Origin of the sequence: Paraburkholderia phenoliruptrix (assembly GCF_902859825.1) — a bacterium.
Taxonomy (GTDB): Bacteria; Pseudomonadota; Gammaproteobacteria; order Burkholderiales; family Burkholderiaceae; genus Paraburkholderia; species Paraburkholderia phenoliruptrix.
The window spans coordinates 1-17971 of the sequence record NZ_CADIKB010000068.1; the positions used below are offsets into that span (position 1 = coordinate 1).

A 17971-nucleotide genomic window follows, 5' to 3' on the forward strand; every position below is an offset into this window, starting at 1 on the left:
CCCTGAAGCGTTCGCCCTCGAAATCCAACATTGACCATGATCGCAAGGTCGCATAATCTATGCCGCACCCGCCGTCCCAACCTTCAACTGTCTGTGGGACATTGCCGAAACCGAGCTCTGCGAGATCAAGTTCGTCAACGAAGGCATCGATTACTCTCACCGGATTGTCCTGCCCGACGTAGTCATCGACACATTCGGGAAGTAGTGCGACCTGCTTGCGGTCATCGCCTTCAACGAATCGCTTCATGGGTCACCCAGTCTCAGCGCGTTAATTCAGTTTAGGCGATCAATGCGTTTTCACACAAGCTGGACCCTGAGCCGCCATTCGACTTCCGCGAAAGCGGCCGCACAAACGCAGATCCGTCACATGTTCGACGCGTGCGGTTGTTAGTTCGTCGCCCATCTGCTTTAATGGGGTCATCTACTTTCGACTCCTCCCGTCAGTTCATGCCACTTTTTAAACCTGTAACGCTGAGTACCGCGCGCCTCACTCTTCGGCCGCTCCGTGAGGAAGACGCGCAAGCACTATTCGCGATGTGGTCGGATGCAGATGCTATGCGCTTCTCGTTCCCAGCGATGACGCGCTTAGATCAGGCTGTGGACCGCGTTTCGCGTCTATTAAATACATCCACCGACGGCAAGGACTGCATTTGCGTGGTGGAATCGCAGACAACCGGCGAAGTGCTCGGCACTTGCATTCTTTTTCATGCGGATGAGCAGTGCCGACGCGCGGAGATCGGCTTTAGTCTGCAACGCACGCACTGGGGAAATGGATATATGAATGAGGCCGCTTCTGCGCTGATTGAGCACGCCTTCAGTGCGCTAAATTTGCGCCGGATTGAGGCCGATATCGACCCCCGCAATGTAGCCTCAGCGCGTCTTCTTGAACGACTCGGATTTATCCGCGAAGGGCTGTTGCGCGAACGCTGGATCGTTGGCGATGAGATTTCGGATAGTGCGCTATACGGACTGCTTCAAGGCGACCGTCGAACCTAGGTCGACACTCCGTTGCTTTGCGGAATTGGCGCGAATCCGTTACTGACCTCTGATTGTCGCCACTCTACGTGGTTTCGAAGGGCATATTTCGGCAGTTTCAGTCGTCGGTATCAACGATCTGAATCTTTGCGCCGAAGGTCCGATGTTGGCCGATGCCTGTCCGATGCAAAACGGATCGCTGCACCTCCCGGCACAAGATTCTCACGGCGGACTTCATTTTTCACGTGTCAATTGGCCGACCCCTACGCCTTGATCAAATAGATACGTAGCCCTTGTCGAGCCGTTGCACGATCCGATCGTCGACGAAACAAACGTCGGAAAGCTGAGTGACAGCGCACTCGGGCGAGCGTGGTTGCGAGATTTGCTAACTTGAATGCCTCGAAGGTCGACCCAACAGCCCTCGCCAACCTCCACGACGGCAGCTAGCGAATAGTAAGGCGGGGCGTTGTGAGCGCGAGGGATGCTGCGTGCTTCAAAGACAGCGAGGAATTGATGGCTGTTATTTCCGAGACCAAACGATTCAATCGAGAACGCTGCTACAGCAATGCGTCCAAATGTCGGAGCGTCCACGAACTTGATTTCGCGTGCTCGCGGATATTCTTCGGCATATTCATCCTTGATGATCGCTGCAAGGCGAGTTACCTGCCCGGAAACTTGATTGAACGGATCGCGACCCGGTTCGCGGTGGGTGGTTTCGGATGCGAACCCCGGCCCCGCAGAGAGACAAAACACTACAAACGCAAAGGCTGCAACTGAGGTAGCGTGAGCGATGGACATGACGCTTCGATGATGGCGACGTTTGTAGATCAGAGGATGCATTCTTAGACGCGATCTCGGCTGCGAGATTTGGTCGATTGTCGGCGATTCATGCGGCGGTGTCGATTGCCCGTTTCTGGCCGCGCTAAGACGGATACACCATTCAGGCTGTCCCGGTTGGGGCTGCAGTTTCAGGCGAGAAGCCGCGACTTTCGAATAGCTGCTCTGATGCGTCGTTCCCAACGGTAATCATCGCGCAGCATTCCACATAACCGAGCGCCCCGAGCGACAACAGTGCTGCGTCAAACAACCTTCCACCGTCACCCGTTCGTTTGTGCGAAGGTGTAGTCGCCACCACGGCAATTACCGGACAACCATACGGTTTGTAGTCGCAAACGAGGCATGCGGATCGAAGACCGTCAGTTTTTTCAATCGCCCGCGATGCTGCTGCAATCCATTCCCCGTACCGACCAGCGACAATCGCGGTTGCCTTTGATTCGTATTGGGTCATGGCCAAACCAGCATCGTCGATTGTTCCGAGAAACGCTCCAAAAAGAGGCGCGCCTAGCGCGGGTACGTCTTCCCGCGTTACGCTGCGAAGATTGGCAGCTCTCACGCCCGCGCCAGAATTGGCCAACAACGTCCGTTTCCAGAGTCGGGGCGTTACGCTCATATGTCTCATTCGGCATAGCGTGTTCTTCTCGTCAACATGGAAGCCGCATTGTTCGCAAAACCGAGATCGATTGTCGACTATGTAGGCTGCATGGTCGAGTGTCTCTTGGTGGGCCGAACAGCGTCCGACTGCCGTCCGGCCGGGATGCTCACACTTCAGTTTGTTCAGCCATCTCAAGCGCATCGTCGACCTCGATGCCGAGATATCGGACTGTACTTTCCAGCTTCGTATGGCCGAGCAGAAGCTGTACCGCCCGAAGGTTCTTTGTGCGGCGGTAGATCAGCGATGCTTTCGTTCGGCGCATCGTATGCGTGCCGTAGGCCGTGTCATCGAGCCCGATCGATTTTATCCAACGATGCACTATCCTCGCGTACTGACGAGTTGAAAGATGAGGTGACGCCTGAATCCGGCCAGGGAACAGAAAATCTGAGGGAGACATCCCAGCTACCCTGATCCAGTTTTCCACGCTTTCCCGCGTTTGCTCGGTGATCTCGAATTGCACCGGTCGCTGCGTCTTCTGCTGCATGACAGTCGCGCGGGGCGCAACACGAGTGCCCATGCAGACATCGCGTACCCGCAGCTTCGTCAGGTCGCACGCTCGCAGCTTGCTGTCTATTGCCAGATTGAACATCGCCAGATCACGGGTCTTCCCACCCAGCTGAAGACGGATTCGAATGGCCCAAATCTCCTTGAGCTTCAGCGGTGATTTTTGCCCGGTCAGCTTGCCCTTGTTCCACGGGACATGAGGCAAGCTCGTGCTGATGATCGCTTCCATGACAAACTCCTTTCAGATGAAGGGAGAGTCAGTCTGCGCCAAATCCGATGGGCGATGCCCGACCCTCAAGGGACAGTCGGCAATCTCCGAAGCGGTCATTCGATATGGTAAGCCTCTGAGAAAATGTCACGGTGCGCATCACCCCGGAGTCGTCCCAGCCTCAGTAACTCAGCAGCCGGTGTTTGCGGAGTTCTTCGGAAAGCGCGGCGTGATTGATAAACACATGTCCGAGTAGCCCTGCGCTTCGCGCGCCCGCCACATTCGCTTCCAGATCATCGATAAACAGCGATTCTGAGGGAACGACGCCCAATGAATCGATGCACTCGAGGAAAGTTTCGGGCGAAGGCTTCGCGGCGTTGAAGGACGCCGATGCGAACACATTCTTGCCAAAGAGGTCCGCGATAGGTGGGCATAAGTAGTCAATGTTGTCGGCCACCAGTCGAGGGTTGTTGGTCAGCACGGCGATCGTGCAAGTCGTGGATACCTCTGCTGCCAGCGCCAGCACCTCAAGGTTCGGAGACATAGATTCGCGGCGGGCCCGCAGCCAGTCGTCGAGAGACACCTTACACCCGAGTAGGTCGCTGGTTTCGCGCAGATACGCGAGGCTGTCAATCAGTCCCGCGTCGGCTTTCGCTTCCAGTCCGGAACCCCATATAGCGTCTGCGACTTCGTCCGATGAGCGATTCGACAGCGACGCCAAGTATGCGACACGTGCGGATCGGTCGTAGTGAACTAGGACGTCGTCCATGTCGAACAAAGCGAGTGAGATCGGCATTCTGAAAAAGGAAGGTGAGGACACATGGAGGCGTGTGCATTTTCCATGGCCGGAGTTAGGAACAGCGTCAGATTGTTATCGATCTTGGGCGCGATGTCGAATGTCCCATATTGGCCGAACCCGGCCCTCTGGCCAACGCAGGCGATCGTCGCTCGCACGTCGTGGCCGAACTTCCGTAGTCGGTCCGTCCTGATAAGTCACACTTCCCGGAAGCGGACCCTCAGAGGCGGTAGCGGGAGCCCGTGGCGACCTCCATTTGAATGGACGCGCAGGGAGAATATGCGCCTCTCAGTACGATCGAGCACAGCCGGCCTTGCGCCTTACTCCGGGCGGGATGTCGCTCGGGCAGTGACACGCCGTACTGCTGGCTTCGTTGCTAGTTCCTCCAGAGTTGTAAAGAACTCCAAGCCTTTGTCGTTTTCACGCGTCACCATAAATCCAAGTTTGCGATGGAAAGCGATAGACAATCGGTTGGTCTTGTAGACATGGCTTCGTAGCTCACCGATTCCCCGTTCGGTCGCCAGAGTCGCGATGTTCGCGAATAGTTCACTTATGACGGTGTACGTTCGATGCAAGGGGTGCGTACCAAAAGCACCAACGAACCAGCACGCCCCGGCTTCCCGGCGAAGCATTGCATAGGCCACGAGTCTTCCGTCCCGTCGCACGGTATACACCTCATTAATCTCGAGTGACTTGCACAATTTTTCCCGGTGCTCATCTACGTCAAAGGTAAGCGGCCGGCGAACCCGTCTTGACGAATGGAGCTAGTGGCTCTCAGCCGTCGGTTGCCAGCGATGAGGCAGCAGTGCGGCGATATCACTGGCCTTCTGGGTCGGCAATCGGGTGAGAACGTCCTTGAGGTACGCGTGTGGTTCGTGCCCATTCAGTTGCGCTGAACGTAGCAGACTCATGATGGCCGCGGCTCGCTGACCGGCTCGAAGAGAGCCGGCGAACAACCAGTTCGACCTGCCGATGGCCCACGGGCGTATCTGGTTTTCGACCCAGTTGTTATCTATCGGCACATGACCGTCATCGAGATAGCGGGTCAGCGCCTCCCATCGTTTAAGACTGTAATCCAGCGCTTTGGCAATCGCTGACCCTTCCGACACCAGCTTGCGCTGCGCCGTCATCCATTCGTGAAGTGCGTCGCAGACCGGCTTGGCCCGACTCTGTCGAAGCTTCTGGCGTTCATCGGCTTGCAACAGTGCAGCTTCGCGCTCGATGTCATAAAGCGCAGCGAAGAACGGCAGCGCCTGCGCGGCGATCTGACTGCTGTGGTTGGTGTGCAGGTCGAAGAACTTGCGTCTCGCGTGCGCCGCGCATCCGATTTCAGTGATGCCCTGCTGGAATCGGGCCTTGTAGCCACTGTAGTCGTCGCATACCAGTTTGCCCCGCCAGCCGGCGAGGAACGCGCGGGCATGTTCACCTGCCCGGCTGTCAGCGAAGTCGTAGACCACGGCGCGCAGCTCACTGTAGTGCGTCGGCGTATACGCCCACAGATACGCGCGATGTGTCTTGCCTTTGCCGGGACTAAGCATCTGTACTGGCGTCTCATCCGCATGCAGCACACCCTGCTGCAGGATTTCCTCACGCAGCGCATCGACCAGTGGTTGTAGTTGGACGCCGCACGTACCGACCCACGCACCCAATGTCGAGCGGGGTATCGCGACGCCCGCCCGCGCAAAGATCTGTTCCTGACGATACAGGGGAAGGTGGTCAGCGTATTTGGCAACCAGCACTGATGCCAGCAGTCCCGTGGTCGGGATGCCCTTGTCAATGACGTGCGCAGGCACCGCAGCCTGAACTAGTGTTTCGCAGTGTCTGCACACCCACTTGCCACGCACATGCCGCTCCACGGTGAACACGCCTGGCGTGTAGTCCAGCTTCTCGCTGATGTCTTCGCCCATGCGCACCCGCTCACAACCACACTGGCATACGGTGCTCTGCGGCTCGTGGTGAATTTCTGTGCGCGGCAATTGCGCCGGCAGCGCGGCACGCTTCGGCTGTTGCGGTAGCGGTCCAACTGTGGCCTGTGGCTGAAGTTGCTCGAGCTCAACTTCAATGGCGGCGAGATCCGCGTCAATCGCCTCATCCAGCAGGTTCATCTGATCGCTGCTGACCTGCTCGCTGCGCTTGCCGAACTGATACCGTTTGAGAATCGATATCTCATGCGTCAGCTGGTCGATGCGGGTCTGTCGGTAGCGTAACTCGCGCTCCTTCTCACCGACCTCGCGGGTCTTCTCTTCAATCTCCCTGTCCCGGTCCTCGACGCGCGCAATCAGTTGTGTGGCAAGCGCACGCAACTGTTCCGGGCTAAGAGCGTTGAGATCGGCTGGCGGGTCCATGCAGACGAGTCTGCCAGAACCTCAGGGAGCACGGAAGCGCGACAGTTTACGTCCCCGGCTGTCTCAAACGACACGGATCACCCCGTCCGCACCAATGCGCTGCCACGGCAAGCCCACCACGAGGCCTTCGAGCTGCTCGTGCGTGAGCACGTGTTGCTTTGGCTCGCTACCCGCGATCGGCCAGGCGAACTGCCCCTGATTGAGCCGTCGCGCGGCCAGCCAGATGCCAATTCCATCGTGGACCAGCACCTTCAGGCGGTTGGCCCGCCGGTTGGCGAACAGATACGCATGGTGCGGATGCGCGGCGCCGAACACGTTGATCACCCGACCCAGTGCCGTATCGAAGCCGGCGCGCATGTCAAGCGGATCCACTGCCAGCCACACCTGGTCAATGCGGATCATGCGAGCCACTCGCGTAGCCACGCGGCGCATTGCGCTGCCTCTGAGGTCGGCCAGCTAACTGTTATCGACAGGTCGGCGCGACGCACCTCGACACGAATCTCGGCTGCACGCGTGTTTCGTGTCTCAAGTGAAAGCGGTACAAATTCTGGTGCCGGTGCCGGTGTCGGTGCCGCGGGTGGTCGCGCTGCAAGGCCGCTACGGGCCACAAGTACACAATCATTCTTTTCGGCCTGCTCGACCCAACGGCGAAGCAGATTGGCGTTCAGCTTGTGGTGCAACGCGATAGCCGCGAGCGACACCCCGGGCCCTTGGCAGGCTGCCACAACCTGAGCCTTGAACTCGACACTATAGCGTCGGCGCCGTCGACGGCCTGGTACCACTGCTTCTTCAATAGTGTTCACGTGTCCACCTATTTAAGTGAACACGATGCTCCCAAGACTCTTAAAGCATCTCAAGATGGGATGACCGGCCGCTTACCGTCAAAGGAGTCGCCAGCTCGTTCTGTGTGCTCACGCAACGTAAGTACGTCAAGCGCGAGAAGTTCATCGACAACGTGCGACATAGGGGCAGCCCAGAGTAATGGAGAAGCACGCTGCAAGAGTGTTTCAGAAAAAATTGCCGCCAATTCGGACCGCCTTGGAGGCCGCCCGCAACTGGTCACACCCAGCCGACGACCTTTCATCGGTCGAACCGGTACAAGGTCGCATTGCAGTCGTCGATGGGCAGAGAATGGACGACATATTTGCCGTCGGATACAACGGGGACAATCTTTGCCCAGAACGCCGCTGCCCCCAAATTTTCCCTGACGTGCCATATCTGCCAACGGCCGGGGAATTTGCACAGTAAATCGGACACGACACGCGTTCCCACACCTAGACCGCGATAACGCCGCGCTACGAAAAAGTAGCCGATATTGTGCTGCGCCCCTGCGGCATGAACCTCGTCGTCGACGATCACGAAACCGGCAATTTGGGCGTCAATGAGAATGAGAAGTGGAATCGTCGTTGGACTGGAAAGATACTCAAGCTTCGGACGGATAGCGAAGAACCCGTCGTCCGCAAACGAAAGCGGAACCCACTCGCTGAAATCATAGTTATAAAACTGCATCAGGTTCACGATTAGCTGATGATCCGCTTTCTCAGCCTGCTTCAATTCGATTTGTGGCATGTGAAGACTCGATACGGACTGTGCGCGTTAGTGGCCCGATGGCAAAAGCACTGCAGATTGTCGACGATTCATCCAGCAATGTCGAACGTCCGAAACTGGCCTGTCTAAGAGCGCAGGGTAAGATTTTTGTCAGCTTGAGGGACTACGGCACGTTGTTGACTCAGCGACCGATGGTGCTGCCACCATCACTGTTCATGGACAACGGTCTTCGCCGCATTGTGCATCAGGTCTGGGACTGGCAAGACGCTCGGCGAATGTGAGCATTGCCGTCAGCGCTTGGGCGATCTCCTCGTCGCTATCCAGGTGTGGAATGGCGTTGTCAAAAGCCACAATCGCGCCGTAATATTGCGCCTTGCACGTGGCGAGCAGCCTCATGTCGTCCACGCGAAATTTGACGCTCAGATTTCGAAGAGCAGCCTCCCGCGCCGCTCGCTCAACTTCCATCTTCGATATATCTGTACCCTCAACCTCATACCCCGCGCGTGCGAGACTCAACGCTTGTGTACCGATTCCGCATGCGCAGTCGAGGATGGCGCCGAGCGCACCGGATTCGCTTATGAGCGGCGCCAATACCGCACGTTGACGCTCGATCGCCTTATCCCAATCGTCGAAAATCAGGTGATAAGAGGATGCCATGTCATCGTAGAAGCTCTCTGCGGATCGAGTCATGAAGCGCCCTTAAATTGCAGTAGGTACTTGATTGTCAGCGATGTACGAGCGCTAGTCGAGTGACCGAAGTTGGCCGGTCCCTGCCTGTTGACGATCGGCAGCGCGCGACCCGCGTGGGGCGGTCGAGTCGCCTGATACCCGTTCGTCATCTAATCAGCTTGGGAAAGCTGGAAGACGTTTCCCTCGGGGTCCTCTCCGTCGCACATCAATTGGGCGAAGCCATCGTAGCGTTTCAAGTCACGCATCCGGACACCCGCGCTCAACAGTTTTTCGCGCAACTCCGATAGCCCTGACTCCACCGAAAAGACGATTTTTGCGTTCGAAGTGTTGGGGTGATTTGGGCGCTCGCGATAGGGTTCACCAACTCTGTGGAAAGCAATCTCAATCTCACCGGCCTTCACCACCGCCCATTCGCTGTCGATTTCTTCGGCGACCGGAAAGCCGAAATGGGTCTGATAGAAGGACTTCAGCAGCTCAACATCACGGACGTAAAGTATCAACCTGGACATGGAAACCGGCATTGGACTCTCCGAACATGCTGAGATTGGCAACTCTTCGGGATCGTCGTCGATTTTGATGGAGCAGTCGACGGATCGCTCATGGTCGGTCGCTTTTTGATGGCGATCGAAAGTATGCGTTGGAGCGAGCTTAGTCTGGTGGGCAAAAACCGTTCGCTCGCCGGTACCGATTAGCGGTGAAGCCTCGGCTGGAGATGGATATGGAATTGCCGTCAGGGTCCTTCGCATTAGCAAAACTGTAGCCATCTGCCTGATGGGAGGGACCGAATTCAAGTCCGCCTTGCGCACACTGATTCTTAAAACTCTCGACGTCTTCAACGTCAAAAACTAGCTTTACTAGCACCTGCCCGGCCTTCACTCCTTTCCCCGCTTGGTGAACCATGATGATGGCTCCGCCGTGCGGCGAGACCAACTCGGCTATCCTCCCGTCGGTATCCAATTTGCATGCGAACCCAAAATGTCGCGCGTAGAACTCACAGGTCTTTTGGATATCTTTGGCGTATAGAAGTATACGGTTCAACGCTGGCCGCATCTGTCTCTCAATGCTTTTCATATGGGCCTTGTCCAGTCTGACGACAAATAGGATGATTGTCGCCAATTTAGACGGAACTGTCGAACGACCGAAAGTGGCCGACCGCTGCCCTGATTTCAATTTTTCCGGTTGCGTTCGTCCTGTCCGGTGGCCGGTCTCCGGCCATCAAACTGTGGCGGGCACTGCCCTAACCCATGAATGACCTTAAAAACAATGCCCAGTCACCGAACGGATTTTCCATTTTCCCCAAGATTTGTAAGCGTCACGGGATGGCACCAGCGCCCGCTGCGGACGGATTGTCAGCGATCTGTGCGGTGGTGTCGACTGTCCGAAATTGGCCGAACTCGGGCCGATGCAAACGTCGCAGGATCGCTGATCGCTGCAGATATGCAAAAGGCATGGACCGACCCACAAGGGAGATACGCGTGTCCCGGAAACAGTCCTTTGTCCGCGTAGGCACCGTCGAAATAGCTAGCGAGCCACCGCGATGATGGCGATAAATCAAACCGCGCTGCGCACAGCTCGTCCGCCGATCTGCACCGCCCCGCCCATGTGTCGAGCGAAGAGAGTACACGGCTGACCGAGCGCGTCACCTTGCAAAAGTGTGATACTTCGCTCAAGCGCCAACGCCAGTGCGCCTGCCGCAACACCTGTCGCAGCGTCTTCAAAACGCGGCTCCAAATGATTGAAATTCCGCCCCACATAGACATCCCCACGAAGGCGGCAATACGCGAAAATGCCAGAAACGGCGTGCTTGCGACTCCACTCAATAATGGCCGCCAGATCGGGACGCAGTGCGTCCAATGCAGATTCGTCTGCCACTTCTACGAGCAGTTTTGCGCTGCCAACCGATGCGGGTCCTTTTATGCCTATCAGATCCGTTGGTTTAGCAAGCAACAAGGTAGCAATTTCCGAAACATCAAATATCAATCCCGGGCAACGCTGGGCCTCCAAGCCGACGTAGATCTCTTGGTCTACGCGCTCGATCACAAGAGCCTGGCCATGCATGCTCGTGATGAACTGGAGGTGTCGGCTATCAGGATATCGCTCAAAGACAACCGCGCTCGCCGCAAGCGTTGCATGCAGGCAAAGGGGGCTTCGGGCGTGTGGGTAGTAATAGTCGAGTTGCAGGTCACCACCAGCTTTCGCGTCCACGAACACCGTAGCATTCGCGTCCTGTTGTCGAGCGAACTCCTGTCTCCCCAATTCGGCCAACACTGAGTTTTCGACGACAATTGCAGTGTTGCCGGTTTGGTCGGTACGTCCAAAGCAATGCATGCGATGTATATTCATTGGCGGTCGCGTTCCTATCGAGCTGCGAGTCGTTGTGGATTATCATGCACTCTGCCGTTGGCCCGCAGTCGCCGCGCGCCGTTGTTGCAACACCGGATCTCACTTCCAGAAAGCAAGCCGCGTCCAGGTGACTCCCATGTTCCTGTTTGCTCGCTGGGCTGAGTCGCTGCAAACATTGAGCAGAAGTTGCAGACGATGGGCTTCGGCAAGCGTCATCGTGACGCGGCGGAGACGTCAAACATGCGCCGCCCCGTCGGGATCGGTCCGTGGCCCAACGACATGGTGACGAGACCGCCGTCGTCTACAGATCATAGATGGTGCACATCCCTCGGCGACGCTGGGCTTCGTCGAGATGGATCCATACTGCGGTAACTATGACAAGGTTGAACGTGTTCGCTCTCTCCCGGACGAGGCGGAGTTCTGGAAGACTGTCGTCGAGCCAGATGACGCTGGTACCGGATAGAAATTGATTACAGCAGCCCGCAGTTCGTCGACGGGCTCAACCGCTACCACCGAGTGCCCCAACGCTGCCAATGCCGCGGTGTCGCGACCCATGCCGGCGCCCACGTCGAGAACGCGCGAAGGTGCCGTCGGTATTAGATGCAGAACTGCTTGGTGGTGGTCTCGGAACGAAATCTTGCCAATCGTAAGCCAAGGCTTCAGCATACTCGGCATAACCTTTGGTCCCCGGAACGTCGATCGGCATTAATGAATATTGGATGGTCTGATCGGCCGATTGTCGACGATTCAGGCCGGGGAGTCGAATGACTGTTCCTGGCCGTTTGCTGAAGTCGGCATTTGAAGCGCCGGCGATTCGCCAGGACAGCTCCAAGTGCATACCTCGGCGGCTTTCTCGGCTCGGACGTTCAATCGATGTATTTCGATGTAGCCATACATCAAAAAGCCGCCACGTGAAAGCCTTAGCCCACAAGGCTCACGCGTCGAACAGGCGCGAACTATGCATGAACAGGGCACCTCGTCGAACCTGATGCTCGTGCTGACACCGCCTGGTTGAAAATAGCCGCAACGTCGCGGCGGACATTGAATGCAAGTTAGCGTTGCTTCACCCACGACCGCCGAAGAAGTTTTGCAATAAGACGGGGGCGTGATCTCGCGTCTTTGCTCATTGTTGCGTTCATAGTTGTCGTAGTTGTGGTGGGCGCCCGGAGACCGTTGAGCCGGCGAACGGCGACGGGTTAATGTGGTAACTATAATGGTCACTTTAATGATTTGGTCACCATACTTACCATGCTATGGTGTTACCATACTTACCATCTAGCTCGTTTGGTAATTATGATGCCCACCTCCGCCACACTTGGAGCCGACATCCGGCGGGCTCGGGAAATTCTCAACCTCAGCGCCCGCGACCTTGCGGAGAAAGCGTCCGTCAGCCGCCTGACGCTGCGTGAACTGGAGACTGGAACAGGCAATCCCCGGCTCAGCACGCTGCTGGCGGTGTGCCAGGCACTGGAGATGGATCTGAACGTCTTGCCGCGCGGCCTTGCGCCAATGGTCAACAGCGACCGGAACCTGCACAGTGGCGCGCTCAAGCGCCTGCTGGACAGCAAGCGCGGTTCGAGCGAGGAATGAGCCATGCGACCTTAGCGAATCGCTGAGGCACAAACGCTGCCTGAGTGGTCGGTCCGAAGGTGAGCACCATCGTGCCGCTGGGCGCGTCATACACGTAGACGCTGGTATCGCCGAAGCCGGCCCGGCTTGACCAGATCGGCAGTACGGCTCATCACCTGGGCGCCTCCGAAGGGATTCTGTTGCATCTCCTGGACGAAAGAGCCCGACTCTGTCCGCCGTATTTCAACCGTGGTATCGACCGTCTGCGGGCTTTTCCATGTGCCCACGAACTCATCTCCCTGCGCCTGCGCATGGGCGGTCGTGATGCCTGCGGCCATCAGGCAGAGCACGACGAATCGATTTTTCATTTTTTTGAATCCTTGGCCCGTTTGTCGAACGGTACGGGTGCACGTCCATCTGGTGGGAACTAGTTCGCGAATGCAACCGGAGGCGGATGACTTCTACGGGCAATAATCTTCGCGTGCGCGAGACGCACGCGTACAACGAGTTCGGGTTCTAATGCAAAGCGAGAGATATCGAGGCTACGTCCTTTGGGGACATGCAATCGCACATCAGGAAGATCTCCTTCAGGCCGAGCGTTTTGCTGCGAGCGGCACAATCACCCGAGAAACGAAATTCACGGAAGCCTCGGGCGTTCTTGGGGTCTTTGATTCCGAAGATGATGCGGTCGCAGCAGGACTTGCATGGGCACGTGCCTGGGTCGATAGCCACGGATGAAATCAGCGTGGATACCCCTAGCCATGGATCGACCCTTCTGCATGAGCCCGCGCAGCCTCGACGACAGCTGCGGGATCGGTTGCCAGAAGTTCACGAGGCCGCTTGCCATGAAGCATGCTGTTTGTCGATTCAAACCATGAGGCGATCCTGATCGGCGTGTAGTCGTAAAAAATCTTCAGAATCTCCGCCACTTCGGGGATGGGATTGCCGAGTTCGTCAAAAATGTATCCAGGGAATAGGGTTCGTCCCGCCAGATCAACGGAAAAAATCTTGCCCTCTCGCCCCCAATCGATCACCCCTCCCGAGGGAAGTGGATCGTCAGGATTGTCTTGCTCGCCAACCGCGAGGGCCGTCAACCAGGTCGTTCCGTCAAGCAAGGCTGCAACCGATCTTGCTTCCATTTCGGCACGGAGAGAGGGTGAGTGCCGGATGGGATCGGCAAGCCGATCGGCCCCGTGCCGCCGAAGATTGCCTTCACGCCGTGAACCACTCATTCGCAAAACCGGCCGGGTCAACGCCACGCGCATGCGATCCAGGATTGATGCACCAGCCTGCTCGCCTTCTTCGGGCGTCCACCGTACGCAGGCGCCGGTGTCGGAACAGCCAATCCCATGATCGGTGACATAGTGCACCTCCCGCAGTTCTCTCCAGATCTCCCCGCCTTCCTCATACTCGATCACGCGATATTCCCAATGCGATCGACGTTCGCCGGCAGGGCGGTCTGAATCCGGAGAAGCGTCACGATTCATTTCAGCGGTTGCGCCAGCAGCAATCGCGGCATTCATCTCGCCAACTGAGACTGCGTCGTCGGCATCATGCCGAATGATGCCCCGCAAGGCCCTCAACGAAGGTGAGTCTGGAGACCGTTCGATGTCGTCGATGCCCGTTGATGCAATTCGCAGCCACGCGCCCAAGGTGTCCCGGACACAGTGCTGGCACAGATCGATACTGATCGCGTGGCCGTCTCCGAAAATCGAATGAAATCCGCCGCGAGACGCAATCGACATCCGTTCATGCCAATCCGAGTCCGGACCATCCGGCGTCATGCGCCGTCCGCAGCGATCGCAAATGCACGCCGAGACCTCGTGGACCAATTTCTCCCGGAATTCAAGCATGCCTTACTCCCCGGATCGCCACGCATCCCTTGCCCATTCCCGCGGAACCAAGCCTAACTGCCGCGCCGTCGCTGCCGGCAGACGCAGCACGACAGTACCCGGGCGGTTTCCCCACGCGCTGTCGATCATGGTCACATCCACCTGTACGCCTTCGAGTTCGAGATAGACGACGTCCTCCGTGTCAAACAGTTCGCTGTAAAGCTGCCAGCCCGGCAGGTCATCTGCTTTCTCCTGAAACCGGATAGTGTCTTTGGTGCCCATGGTTTTCCTTTGTGAAAATCGGTCGACGTGATTCGACACACTATGCGCGGTGAAAAGGTGAATCCGTCAGCGAAGCGTTATGCCGCATACGTTCCACGAAACCGGCGCGCGGCATCGAGGACAGCGACGGGACGGTCAAGCGCATCTTTCGGCGCGATCGGTTCGGAACCCCTTCCGTCACGATCCAGCCGTTGGGAAAGTGAAACCACGTGGCAATCGCCCACGGGTCGTGGGCAGGTCCATATTCCGCCAGAATGTCCCTGATGACCGGTCGCGGTTCATCGTGGTCATCGAACTGGTATCGGGCAAAGTACCGCTGACCTCCGGCTTCTACGCCAAATATCCGGCCGCGCTGCAGCCATTCACCTGCCTCGACGGGAGCGGCGTCTGCGGCGATCGACTCTCCCTCTTCCAACAGTTTCTGGATCGTCGCTTCTCGCTGCGTCTGAAGCTCGTGGAGGGCAACTGACATCGCTGTTCCTTTCTGACGGGTAGCGAGTGCGAAAGCCTTGAGGCGCGCCCGCAATTGCTCGCTACTCTCATAGGGCGGCATGGATTGTCGCCGTCTCTTGCGCCGGTTCGCCTTGGTCATGCGACCTCCTTATCGAAGTGGCATCCCTATATCCGTAGTCTTCTGGCTCAGGCAGAACCATTGCTGGTGGTCTGTTTGACGGCTCATCCCATAAACGTGGTCTTTTAGACACGTATCGTGGACGGCCGCCGGGCACCGGATCCGCGGAGACCTCCAAGGCGCGGCGGACCTACGTGGCCAGCGTGCCAGGAAACGCGGACAGCGTTACGCGCAGCGTCCGCCGTACGACCTCATCATTCAGATCTCGCGCAGAATCCCAGGCTATGAAGCGGTGTTCCTCCGCTTGGGCCCTGACGACGCTCGGGTGATCGTCGATGGCCAGCCAGTGAATGATCTTCCTGCGCCGGACGTCCATCAGGATTTCCTCAGACCGGCAAGCTCCGTAGCTCTCCACGACTCCAACAAAACGGTTGCCCAACCGACCCAGCAATCGAATCAGCGTTGCGTCATCGAAAAGTCGCCGCCAGTTCGAGCTGACGATGATCCGCACTGCGGGATACGGGGTCAGCAGCGCCTCTGGGATTGGGCGCCAGATAAAAAGGCCCGGGTTCTCGATCAGACGGCAATGCTCGTCAAGTGCCGGTTCGCCAACGGGATGCAGCACACCATCGAAGTCGAGAAAGAGAACGGGAATCTCGGTCACGCTGTCTTTCCGTGAAACCGCTGTTGAATGCCACTCGCATGCTCATTCACGCATGCTTTCCCGAATGATATGCAGGACGGACATCACCGCATCTCGCTCGCCCTGCGACAGCATTTCCAGCGCGCTGAACCCACCAAACGCAGCCATGCGGCGCACGAGCCATTTGCCGGCGATATCGCGGGATTCATGCGTTGCCAGAAGGTCGGCGACCGGTTCCGGGTCGGTCACGCCGAGCGCGTCAAACGCCTGGATACCCGTGCGCCCAAGGGCCGTGTACAGCTGGGATACATCTTCCACCAGTGTGTCGATCTGTGTCATGCCTTACCTCATGCAATTTTCGGTTGAGCCCGTATGCCGTTATCGATGCGTCACGGAGCGAACCGTGTCCTGAATCCGTTGCCGCCGCCGGGCCGCACCCGACGGTTGACCTGTTCAATGCAGCGTGTTGCGGCGCGCGATCAGATTTCAATCACCAGCGCTGGATCAAACGCCGGGTTCTCCCATTTCAGGTCGACGGGCGCTCCCGCCATCAGACGGTTCGTCGCATAGCCGCGCGGGTTGGCTATCACCCGCGACTGGCCAACGCGATAGTCGAACGAGTCGTGCACGTGACCGTGAATCCACACATCGGCCCGCTCGAGCACATGTCGCAGGTCACTCACGAAAGCCGCGTTGACCGGGTCGCTCGCATAGCGCGGATGTACCGACGGCGGCGCAACACCGTGATGGGTCACCACGACCGTGCGCCCGTCGAATGGCTTTGCCAGTTCGTTTTGCAGCCACTCCATTGATCTTTCGTGCTCGGCAAGCGCGTGCGCCGGCCGAAACCGATCCCCACCGCCAGTGCGGATCACACGATGGTCATGCAACATCCGCCCGGCTAGCGCCATGCTCCGGTCGCGCGTGCCATTGAGCGCATAGTCGGTCCACAGGCAGCAGCCGAGAAAGCGCACGTCACCCACGACCAGCGCGTCGCACTCGAGGTAATGCACCGCCGTGCCAGCCGCGCGCGTGCGGATGGTGTCGGCGAGCGGGTCGTACTCGCTGCCATACGCTTCGTGATTGCCGTGCACATAGATCACGGGCACCCGCCAGTGCGCAAACGGCTCGATCGCATCAGCACCCTTCGCAATATCGCCCGCCAGCACCAGCAGATCCGCGTCCGTTGCTGCGATCGGGTTAAAGCCTGGAAAGCTCTGATGCACGATCTCCAGATGTAGATCCGAAGCGATCTGGATACGCATGCCGTCAGCTTATCCCTGCATCATCAACCGTCGGTTTACGCCGGCCAGCCTTTGACGAACGCGCCGGCGTGGACGGGTAGATGCGCTTTCCGGGTGAGTGTTTCTCCGCGATACCGATCGGCATCGAGAATTCCTCACCAGCGGCTGTCGTGAATCGCGCAAACGACACCAGCGGATGGTCCTCGTCATAGGCGGCCGTTGCGCCGATGTGAATTTCGCTCAGCGGCTGCAGACTCCACTGTGCTGAGTCCTTGTGCGGCTTCGCGCTCAGCACGGCTGCGCCCCGTACGATCTGGCCATCTGCCGTCAGTTGTAGCAGCGTCTTCGCAGCGCCCGAGGCAAATTCCACCATGGCAACCCGGGGCAGGTCGCGCCTTCCTTCGGCAAATTGCAGGATAAGCACATCACTAGAACCCGCCATCTCGGTAACGGCCGACAATGTCACTCCGGGCCATGCCGGTAGACAATTCTCGTCAGAGGTCAAAAACATACGATTCTCTATAAAGCAACAAACTCATCCGCACACTAGCGCACGGAAGGCATGGTCGCCGTGAAATGAAAGCATTATTTGGGGATGACGTCTTCGAACAAATCGGTCACCGCAATTCTGCATCCTACAAAAACCCGAAACTCCCCACCCAGCAAGTCTTTCGGGCTTTAGCAAGATATCTAATTCCCAGTGTACTGGGAAGACAAATTATAGCGGGAAACTGAGAGTGCTCCCATTTCACTGGGAGCGGGACTTTGGAAGCGGTACAAACGGTCTTTGGCCTGGTATTGCGCGAGCGGCGGCTATCCGGCAATGTCCCACAGACAGTTGAAGGTTGGGACGGCGGGTGCGGCATAGATTATGCGACCTTGCGATCATGGTCAATGTTGGATTTCGAGGGCGAACGCTTCAGGGCGGC

Annotated in this window: 24 protein-coding genes and 1 pseudogene; 3 read left to right on the top strand and 22 right to left on the bottom strand. The window is 57.7% G+C overall.

The features are described 5' to 3' along the window. Nucleotides 1–247: pseudogene (locus tag HV711_RS33715) on the bottom strand (hypothetical protein); the annotation flags it as partial. 200 nt (nt 248–447) lie between these two features. Here HV711_RS33715 and HV711_RS31860 point away from each other — a divergent pair. Then, the gene (locus tag HV711_RS31860; RefSeq protein WP_035485260.1) at nt 448–996 is read left to right on the top strand and encodes a GNAT family N-acetyltransferase; all 549 of its coding nucleotides are present in this window, start codon (nt 448–450) and stop codon (nt 994–996) included. Between the two features lie 213 nt (nt 997–1209). On the opposite strand, the gene HV711_RS31865 is transcribed toward HV711_RS31860, so the two are convergent. From HV711_RS31865 to HV711_RS31925, 13 genes are all read right to left on the bottom strand, one after another. Further along, a complete protein-coding gene (locus HV711_RS31865; RefSeq protein ID WP_175145589.1) occupies nt 1210–1773 on the bottom strand; it encodes a hypothetical protein in 564 nt (187 codons plus the stop codon). A gap of 142 nt (nt 1774–1915) precedes the next feature. Beyond that, nucleotides 1916–2263, bottom strand: coding sequence for a GNAT family N-acetyltransferase (locus tag HV711_RS31870; RefSeq protein ID WP_175145590.1), 348 nt, complete (start codon nt 2261–2263; stop codon nt 1916–1918). A gap of 310 nt (nt 2264–2573) precedes the next feature. Then, nucleotides 2574–3200: a tyrosine-type recombinase/integrase gene (locus HV711_RS31875; RefSeq protein WP_035485254.1), complete on the bottom strand. Its 627-nt coding sequence runs from the start codon at nt 3198–3200 to the stop codon at nt 2574–2576. Between the two features lie 160 nt (nt 3201–3360). Beyond that, on the bottom strand, nt 3361–3975 hold the full coding sequence (locus HV711_RS31880) for an HAD family hydrolase (protein WP_035485251.1): 615 nt from the start codon (nt 3973–3975) through the stop codon (nt 3361–3363). 320 nt (nt 3976–4295) lie between these two features. Continuing rightward, nucleotides 4296–4649 (bottom strand): GNAT family N-acetyltransferase, encoded by a 354-nt coding sequence (locus tag HV711_RS31885; protein WP_341809913.1) that lies wholly within the window; start codon nt 4647–4649, stop codon nt 4296–4298. Between the two features lie 90 nt (nt 4650–4739). Next, nucleotides 4740–6320 (bottom strand): IS66 family transposase, encoded by a 1581-nt coding sequence (gene tnpC / locus HV711_RS31890; RefSeq protein WP_175145592.1) that lies wholly within the window; start codon nt 6318–6320, stop codon nt 4740–4742. A 63-nt stretch (nt 6321–6383) separates the two neighbouring features. Then, the gene (gene tnpB, locus HV711_RS31895; protein WP_035485488.1) at nt 6384–6722 is read right to left on the bottom strand and encodes an IS66 family insertion sequence element accessory protein TnpB; all 339 of its coding nucleotides are present in this window, start codon (nt 6720–6722) and stop codon (nt 6384–6386) included. Continuing rightward, the gene (tnpA, locus tag HV711_RS31900) at nt 6719–7123 is read right to left on the bottom strand and encodes an IS66-like element accessory protein TnpA (RefSeq protein ID WP_341809914.1); all 405 of its coding nucleotides are present in this window, start codon (nt 7121–7123) and stop codon (nt 6719–6721) included. Before tnpA ends, tnpB begins: the two co-directional genes overlap by 4 nt. 277 nt (nt 7124–7400) lie before the next feature. Beyond that, entirely contained in the window at nt 7401–7889 is a 489-nt protein-coding gene (locus HV711_RS31905) for a GNAT family N-acetyltransferase (protein WP_035485491.1), read from the bottom strand. A 192-nt stretch (nt 7890–8081) separates the two neighbouring features. Then, nucleotides 8082–8558 carry a class I SAM-dependent methyltransferase gene (locus tag HV711_RS31910; RefSeq protein WP_051224787.1) on the bottom strand — a complete coding sequence of 159 codons (477 nt, stop codon included), beginning with the start codon at nt 8556–8558 and terminating at the stop codon, nt 8082–8084. Between the two features lie 149 nt (nt 8559–8707). Continuing rightward, the gene (locus tag HV711_RS31915; RefSeq protein ID WP_035485494.1) at nt 8708–9079 is read right to left on the bottom strand and encodes a VOC family protein; all 372 of its coding nucleotides are present in this window, start codon (nt 9077–9079) and stop codon (nt 8708–8710) included. 127 nt (nt 9080–9206) lie between these two features. Further along, nucleotides 9207–9629 carry a VOC family protein gene (locus tag HV711_RS31920; RefSeq protein WP_341809916.1) on the bottom strand — a complete coding sequence of 141 codons (423 nt, stop codon included), beginning with the start codon at nt 9627–9629 and terminating at the stop codon, nt 9207–9209. Nucleotides 9630–10109: 480 nt separating this feature from the next. Continuing rightward, complete coding sequence (locus tag HV711_RS31925; protein WP_035485497.1) at nt 10110–10901, bottom strand: PhzF family phenazine biosynthesis protein; 792 nt, start codon at nt 10899–10901, stop codon at nt 10110–10112. 1296 nt (nt 10902–12197) lie between these two features. Here HV711_RS31925 and HV711_RS31930 point away from each other — a divergent pair. Continuing rightward, nucleotides 12198–12491, top strand: coding sequence for a helix-turn-helix transcriptional regulator (locus HV711_RS31930; RefSeq protein WP_175145594.1), 294 nt, complete (start codon nt 12198–12200; stop codon nt 12489–12491). Between the two features lie 86 nt (nt 12492–12577). Here HV711_RS31930 and HV711_RS31935 read toward each other — a convergent pair whose 3' ends face one another. Next, on the bottom strand, nt 12578–12838 hold the full coding sequence (locus HV711_RS31935) for a DUF2147 domain-containing protein (RefSeq protein ID WP_035485501.1): 261 nt from the start codon (nt 12836–12838) through the stop codon (nt 12578–12580). A gap of 151 nt (nt 12839–12989) precedes the next feature. Between HV711_RS31935 and HV711_RS33720 the strand changes: the two genes are divergently transcribed. After that, nucleotides 12990–13208, top strand: coding sequence for a hypothetical protein (locus HV711_RS33720; RefSeq protein WP_082201615.1), 219 nt, complete (start codon nt 12990–12992; stop codon nt 13206–13208). 17 nt (nt 13209–13225) lie between these two features. Here HV711_RS33720 and HV711_RS31940 read toward each other — a convergent pair whose 3' ends face one another. The 7 genes from HV711_RS31940 to HV711_RS31970 all read right to left on the bottom strand — a co-directional run bounded on the left by HV711_RS31940 (nt 13226) and on the right by HV711_RS31970 (nt 17502). Continuing rightward, on the bottom strand, nt 13226–14323 hold the full coding sequence (locus tag HV711_RS31940) for a hypothetical protein (protein ID WP_063826580.1): 1098 nt from the start codon (nt 14321–14323) through the stop codon (nt 13226–13228). 3 nt (nt 14324–14326) lie between these two features. After that, the gene (locus tag HV711_RS31945) at nt 14327–14584 is read right to left on the bottom strand and encodes a hypothetical protein (RefSeq protein ID WP_035485504.1); all 258 of its coding nucleotides are present in this window, start codon (nt 14582–14584) and stop codon (nt 14327–14329) included. Nucleotides 14585–14624: 40 nt separating this feature from the next. Then, the gene (locus tag HV711_RS31950) at nt 14625–15176 is read right to left on the bottom strand and encodes a hypothetical protein (protein ID WP_035485505.1); all 552 of its coding nucleotides are present in this window, start codon (nt 15174–15176) and stop codon (nt 14625–14627) included. Nucleotides 15177–15345: 169 nt separating this feature from the next. Continuing rightward, complete coding sequence (locus HV711_RS31955) at nt 15346–15819, bottom strand: HAD domain-containing protein (RefSeq protein ID WP_035485507.1); 474 nt, start codon at nt 15817–15819, stop codon at nt 15346–15348. 42 nt (nt 15820–15861) lie between these two features. Beyond that, nucleotides 15862–16137 (bottom strand): hypothetical protein, encoded by a 276-nt coding sequence (locus tag HV711_RS31960; protein ID WP_035485509.1) that lies wholly within the window; start codon nt 16135–16137, stop codon nt 15862–15864. A 140-nt stretch (nt 16138–16277) separates the two neighbouring features. Beyond that, a complete protein-coding gene (locus HV711_RS31965) occupies nt 16278–17063 on the bottom strand; it encodes a metallophosphoesterase (protein ID WP_175145595.1) in 786 nt (261 codons plus the stop codon). 4 nt (nt 17064–17067) lie between these two features. Continuing rightward, nucleotides 17068–17502, bottom strand: a complete 435-nt coding sequence (locus tag HV711_RS31970) for a hypothetical protein (RefSeq protein ID WP_175145597.1) — start codon at nt 17500–17502, stop codon at nt 17068–17070. Nucleotides 17503–17971: the final 469 nt, after the last annotated feature.

Excerpts from the sequence above, each read along its gene's own strand:
- HV711_RS31945 (WP_035485504.1), bottom strand. The coding sequence starts at position 14,584 with ATGGGCACCAAAGACACTATCCGGTTTCAGGAGAAAGCAGATGACCTG.
- HV711_RS31880 (WP_035485251.1), bottom strand. The coding sequence starts at position 3,975 with ATGCCGATCTCACTCGCTTTGTTCGACATGGACGACGTCCTAGTTCAC.
- HV711_RS31950 (WP_035485505.1), bottom strand. The coding sequence starts at position 15,176 with ATGACCAAGGCGAACCGGCGCAAGAGACGGCGACAATCCATGCCGCCC.
- HV711_RS31940 (WP_063826580.1), bottom strand. The coding sequence starts at position 14,323 with ATGCTTGAATTCCGGGAGAAATTGGTCCACGAGGTCTCGGCGTGCATT.
- tnpC (WP_175145592.1), bottom strand. The coding sequence starts at position 6,320 with ATGGACCCGCCAGCCGATCTCAACGCTCTTAGCCCGGAACAGTTGCGT.
- HV711_RS31860 (WP_035485260.1), top strand. The coding sequence starts at position 448 with ATGCCACTTTTTAAACCTGTAACGCTGAGTACCGCGCGCCTCACTCTT.
- HV711_RS33720 (WP_082201615.1), top strand. The coding sequence starts at position 12,990 with ATGCAAAGCGAGAGATATCGAGGCTACGTCCTTTGGGGACATGCAATC.
- HV711_RS31965 (WP_175145595.1), bottom strand. The coding sequence starts at position 17,063 with ATGCGTATCCAGATCGCTTCGGATCTACATCTGGAGATCGTGCATCAG.
- HV711_RS31870 (WP_175145590.1), bottom strand. The coding sequence starts at position 2,263 with ATGACCCAATACGAATCAAAGGCAACCGCGATTGTCGCTGGTCGGTAC.
- HV711_RS31865 (WP_175145589.1), bottom strand. The coding sequence starts at position 1,773 with ATGTCCATCGCTCACGCTACCTCAGTTGCAGCCTTTGCGTTTGTAGTG.
- HV711_RS31910 (WP_051224787.1), bottom strand. The coding sequence starts at position 8,558 with ATGACTCGATCCGCAGAGAGCTTCTACGATGACATGGCATCCTCTTAT.
- HV711_RS31925 (WP_035485497.1), bottom strand. The coding sequence starts at position 10,901 with ATGAATATACATCGCATGCATTGCTTTGGACGTACCGACCAAACCGGC.
- HV711_RS31915 (WP_035485494.1), bottom strand. The coding sequence starts at position 9,079 with ATGCCGGTTTCCATGTCCAGGTTGATACTTTACGTCCGTGATGTTGAG.
- HV711_RS31960 (WP_035485509.1), bottom strand. The coding sequence starts at position 16,137 with ATGACACAGATCGACACACTGGTGGAAGATGTATCCCAGCTGTACACG.
- HV711_RS31875 (WP_035485254.1), bottom strand. The coding sequence starts at position 3,200 with ATGGAAGCGATCATCAGCACGAGCTTGCCTCATGTCCCGTGGAACAAG.
- HV711_RS31930 (WP_175145594.1), top strand. The coding sequence starts at position 12,198 with ATGCCCACCTCCGCCACACTTGGAGCCGACATCCGGCGGGCTCGGGAA.
- HV711_RS31920 (WP_341809916.1), bottom strand. The coding sequence starts at position 9,629 with ATGAAAAGCATTGAGAGACAGATGCGGCCAGCGTTGAACCGTATACTT.
- HV711_RS31935 (WP_035485501.1), bottom strand. The coding sequence starts at position 12,838 with ATGAAAAATCGATTCGTCGTGCTCTGCCTGATGGCCGCAGGCATCACG.
- HV711_RS31905 (WP_035485491.1), bottom strand. The coding sequence starts at position 7,889 with ATGCCACAAATCGAATTGAAGCAGGCTGAGAAAGCGGATCATCAGCTA.
- tnpB (WP_035485488.1), bottom strand. The coding sequence starts at position 6,722 with ATGATCCGCATTGACCAGGTGTGGCTGGCAGTGGATCCGCTTGACATG.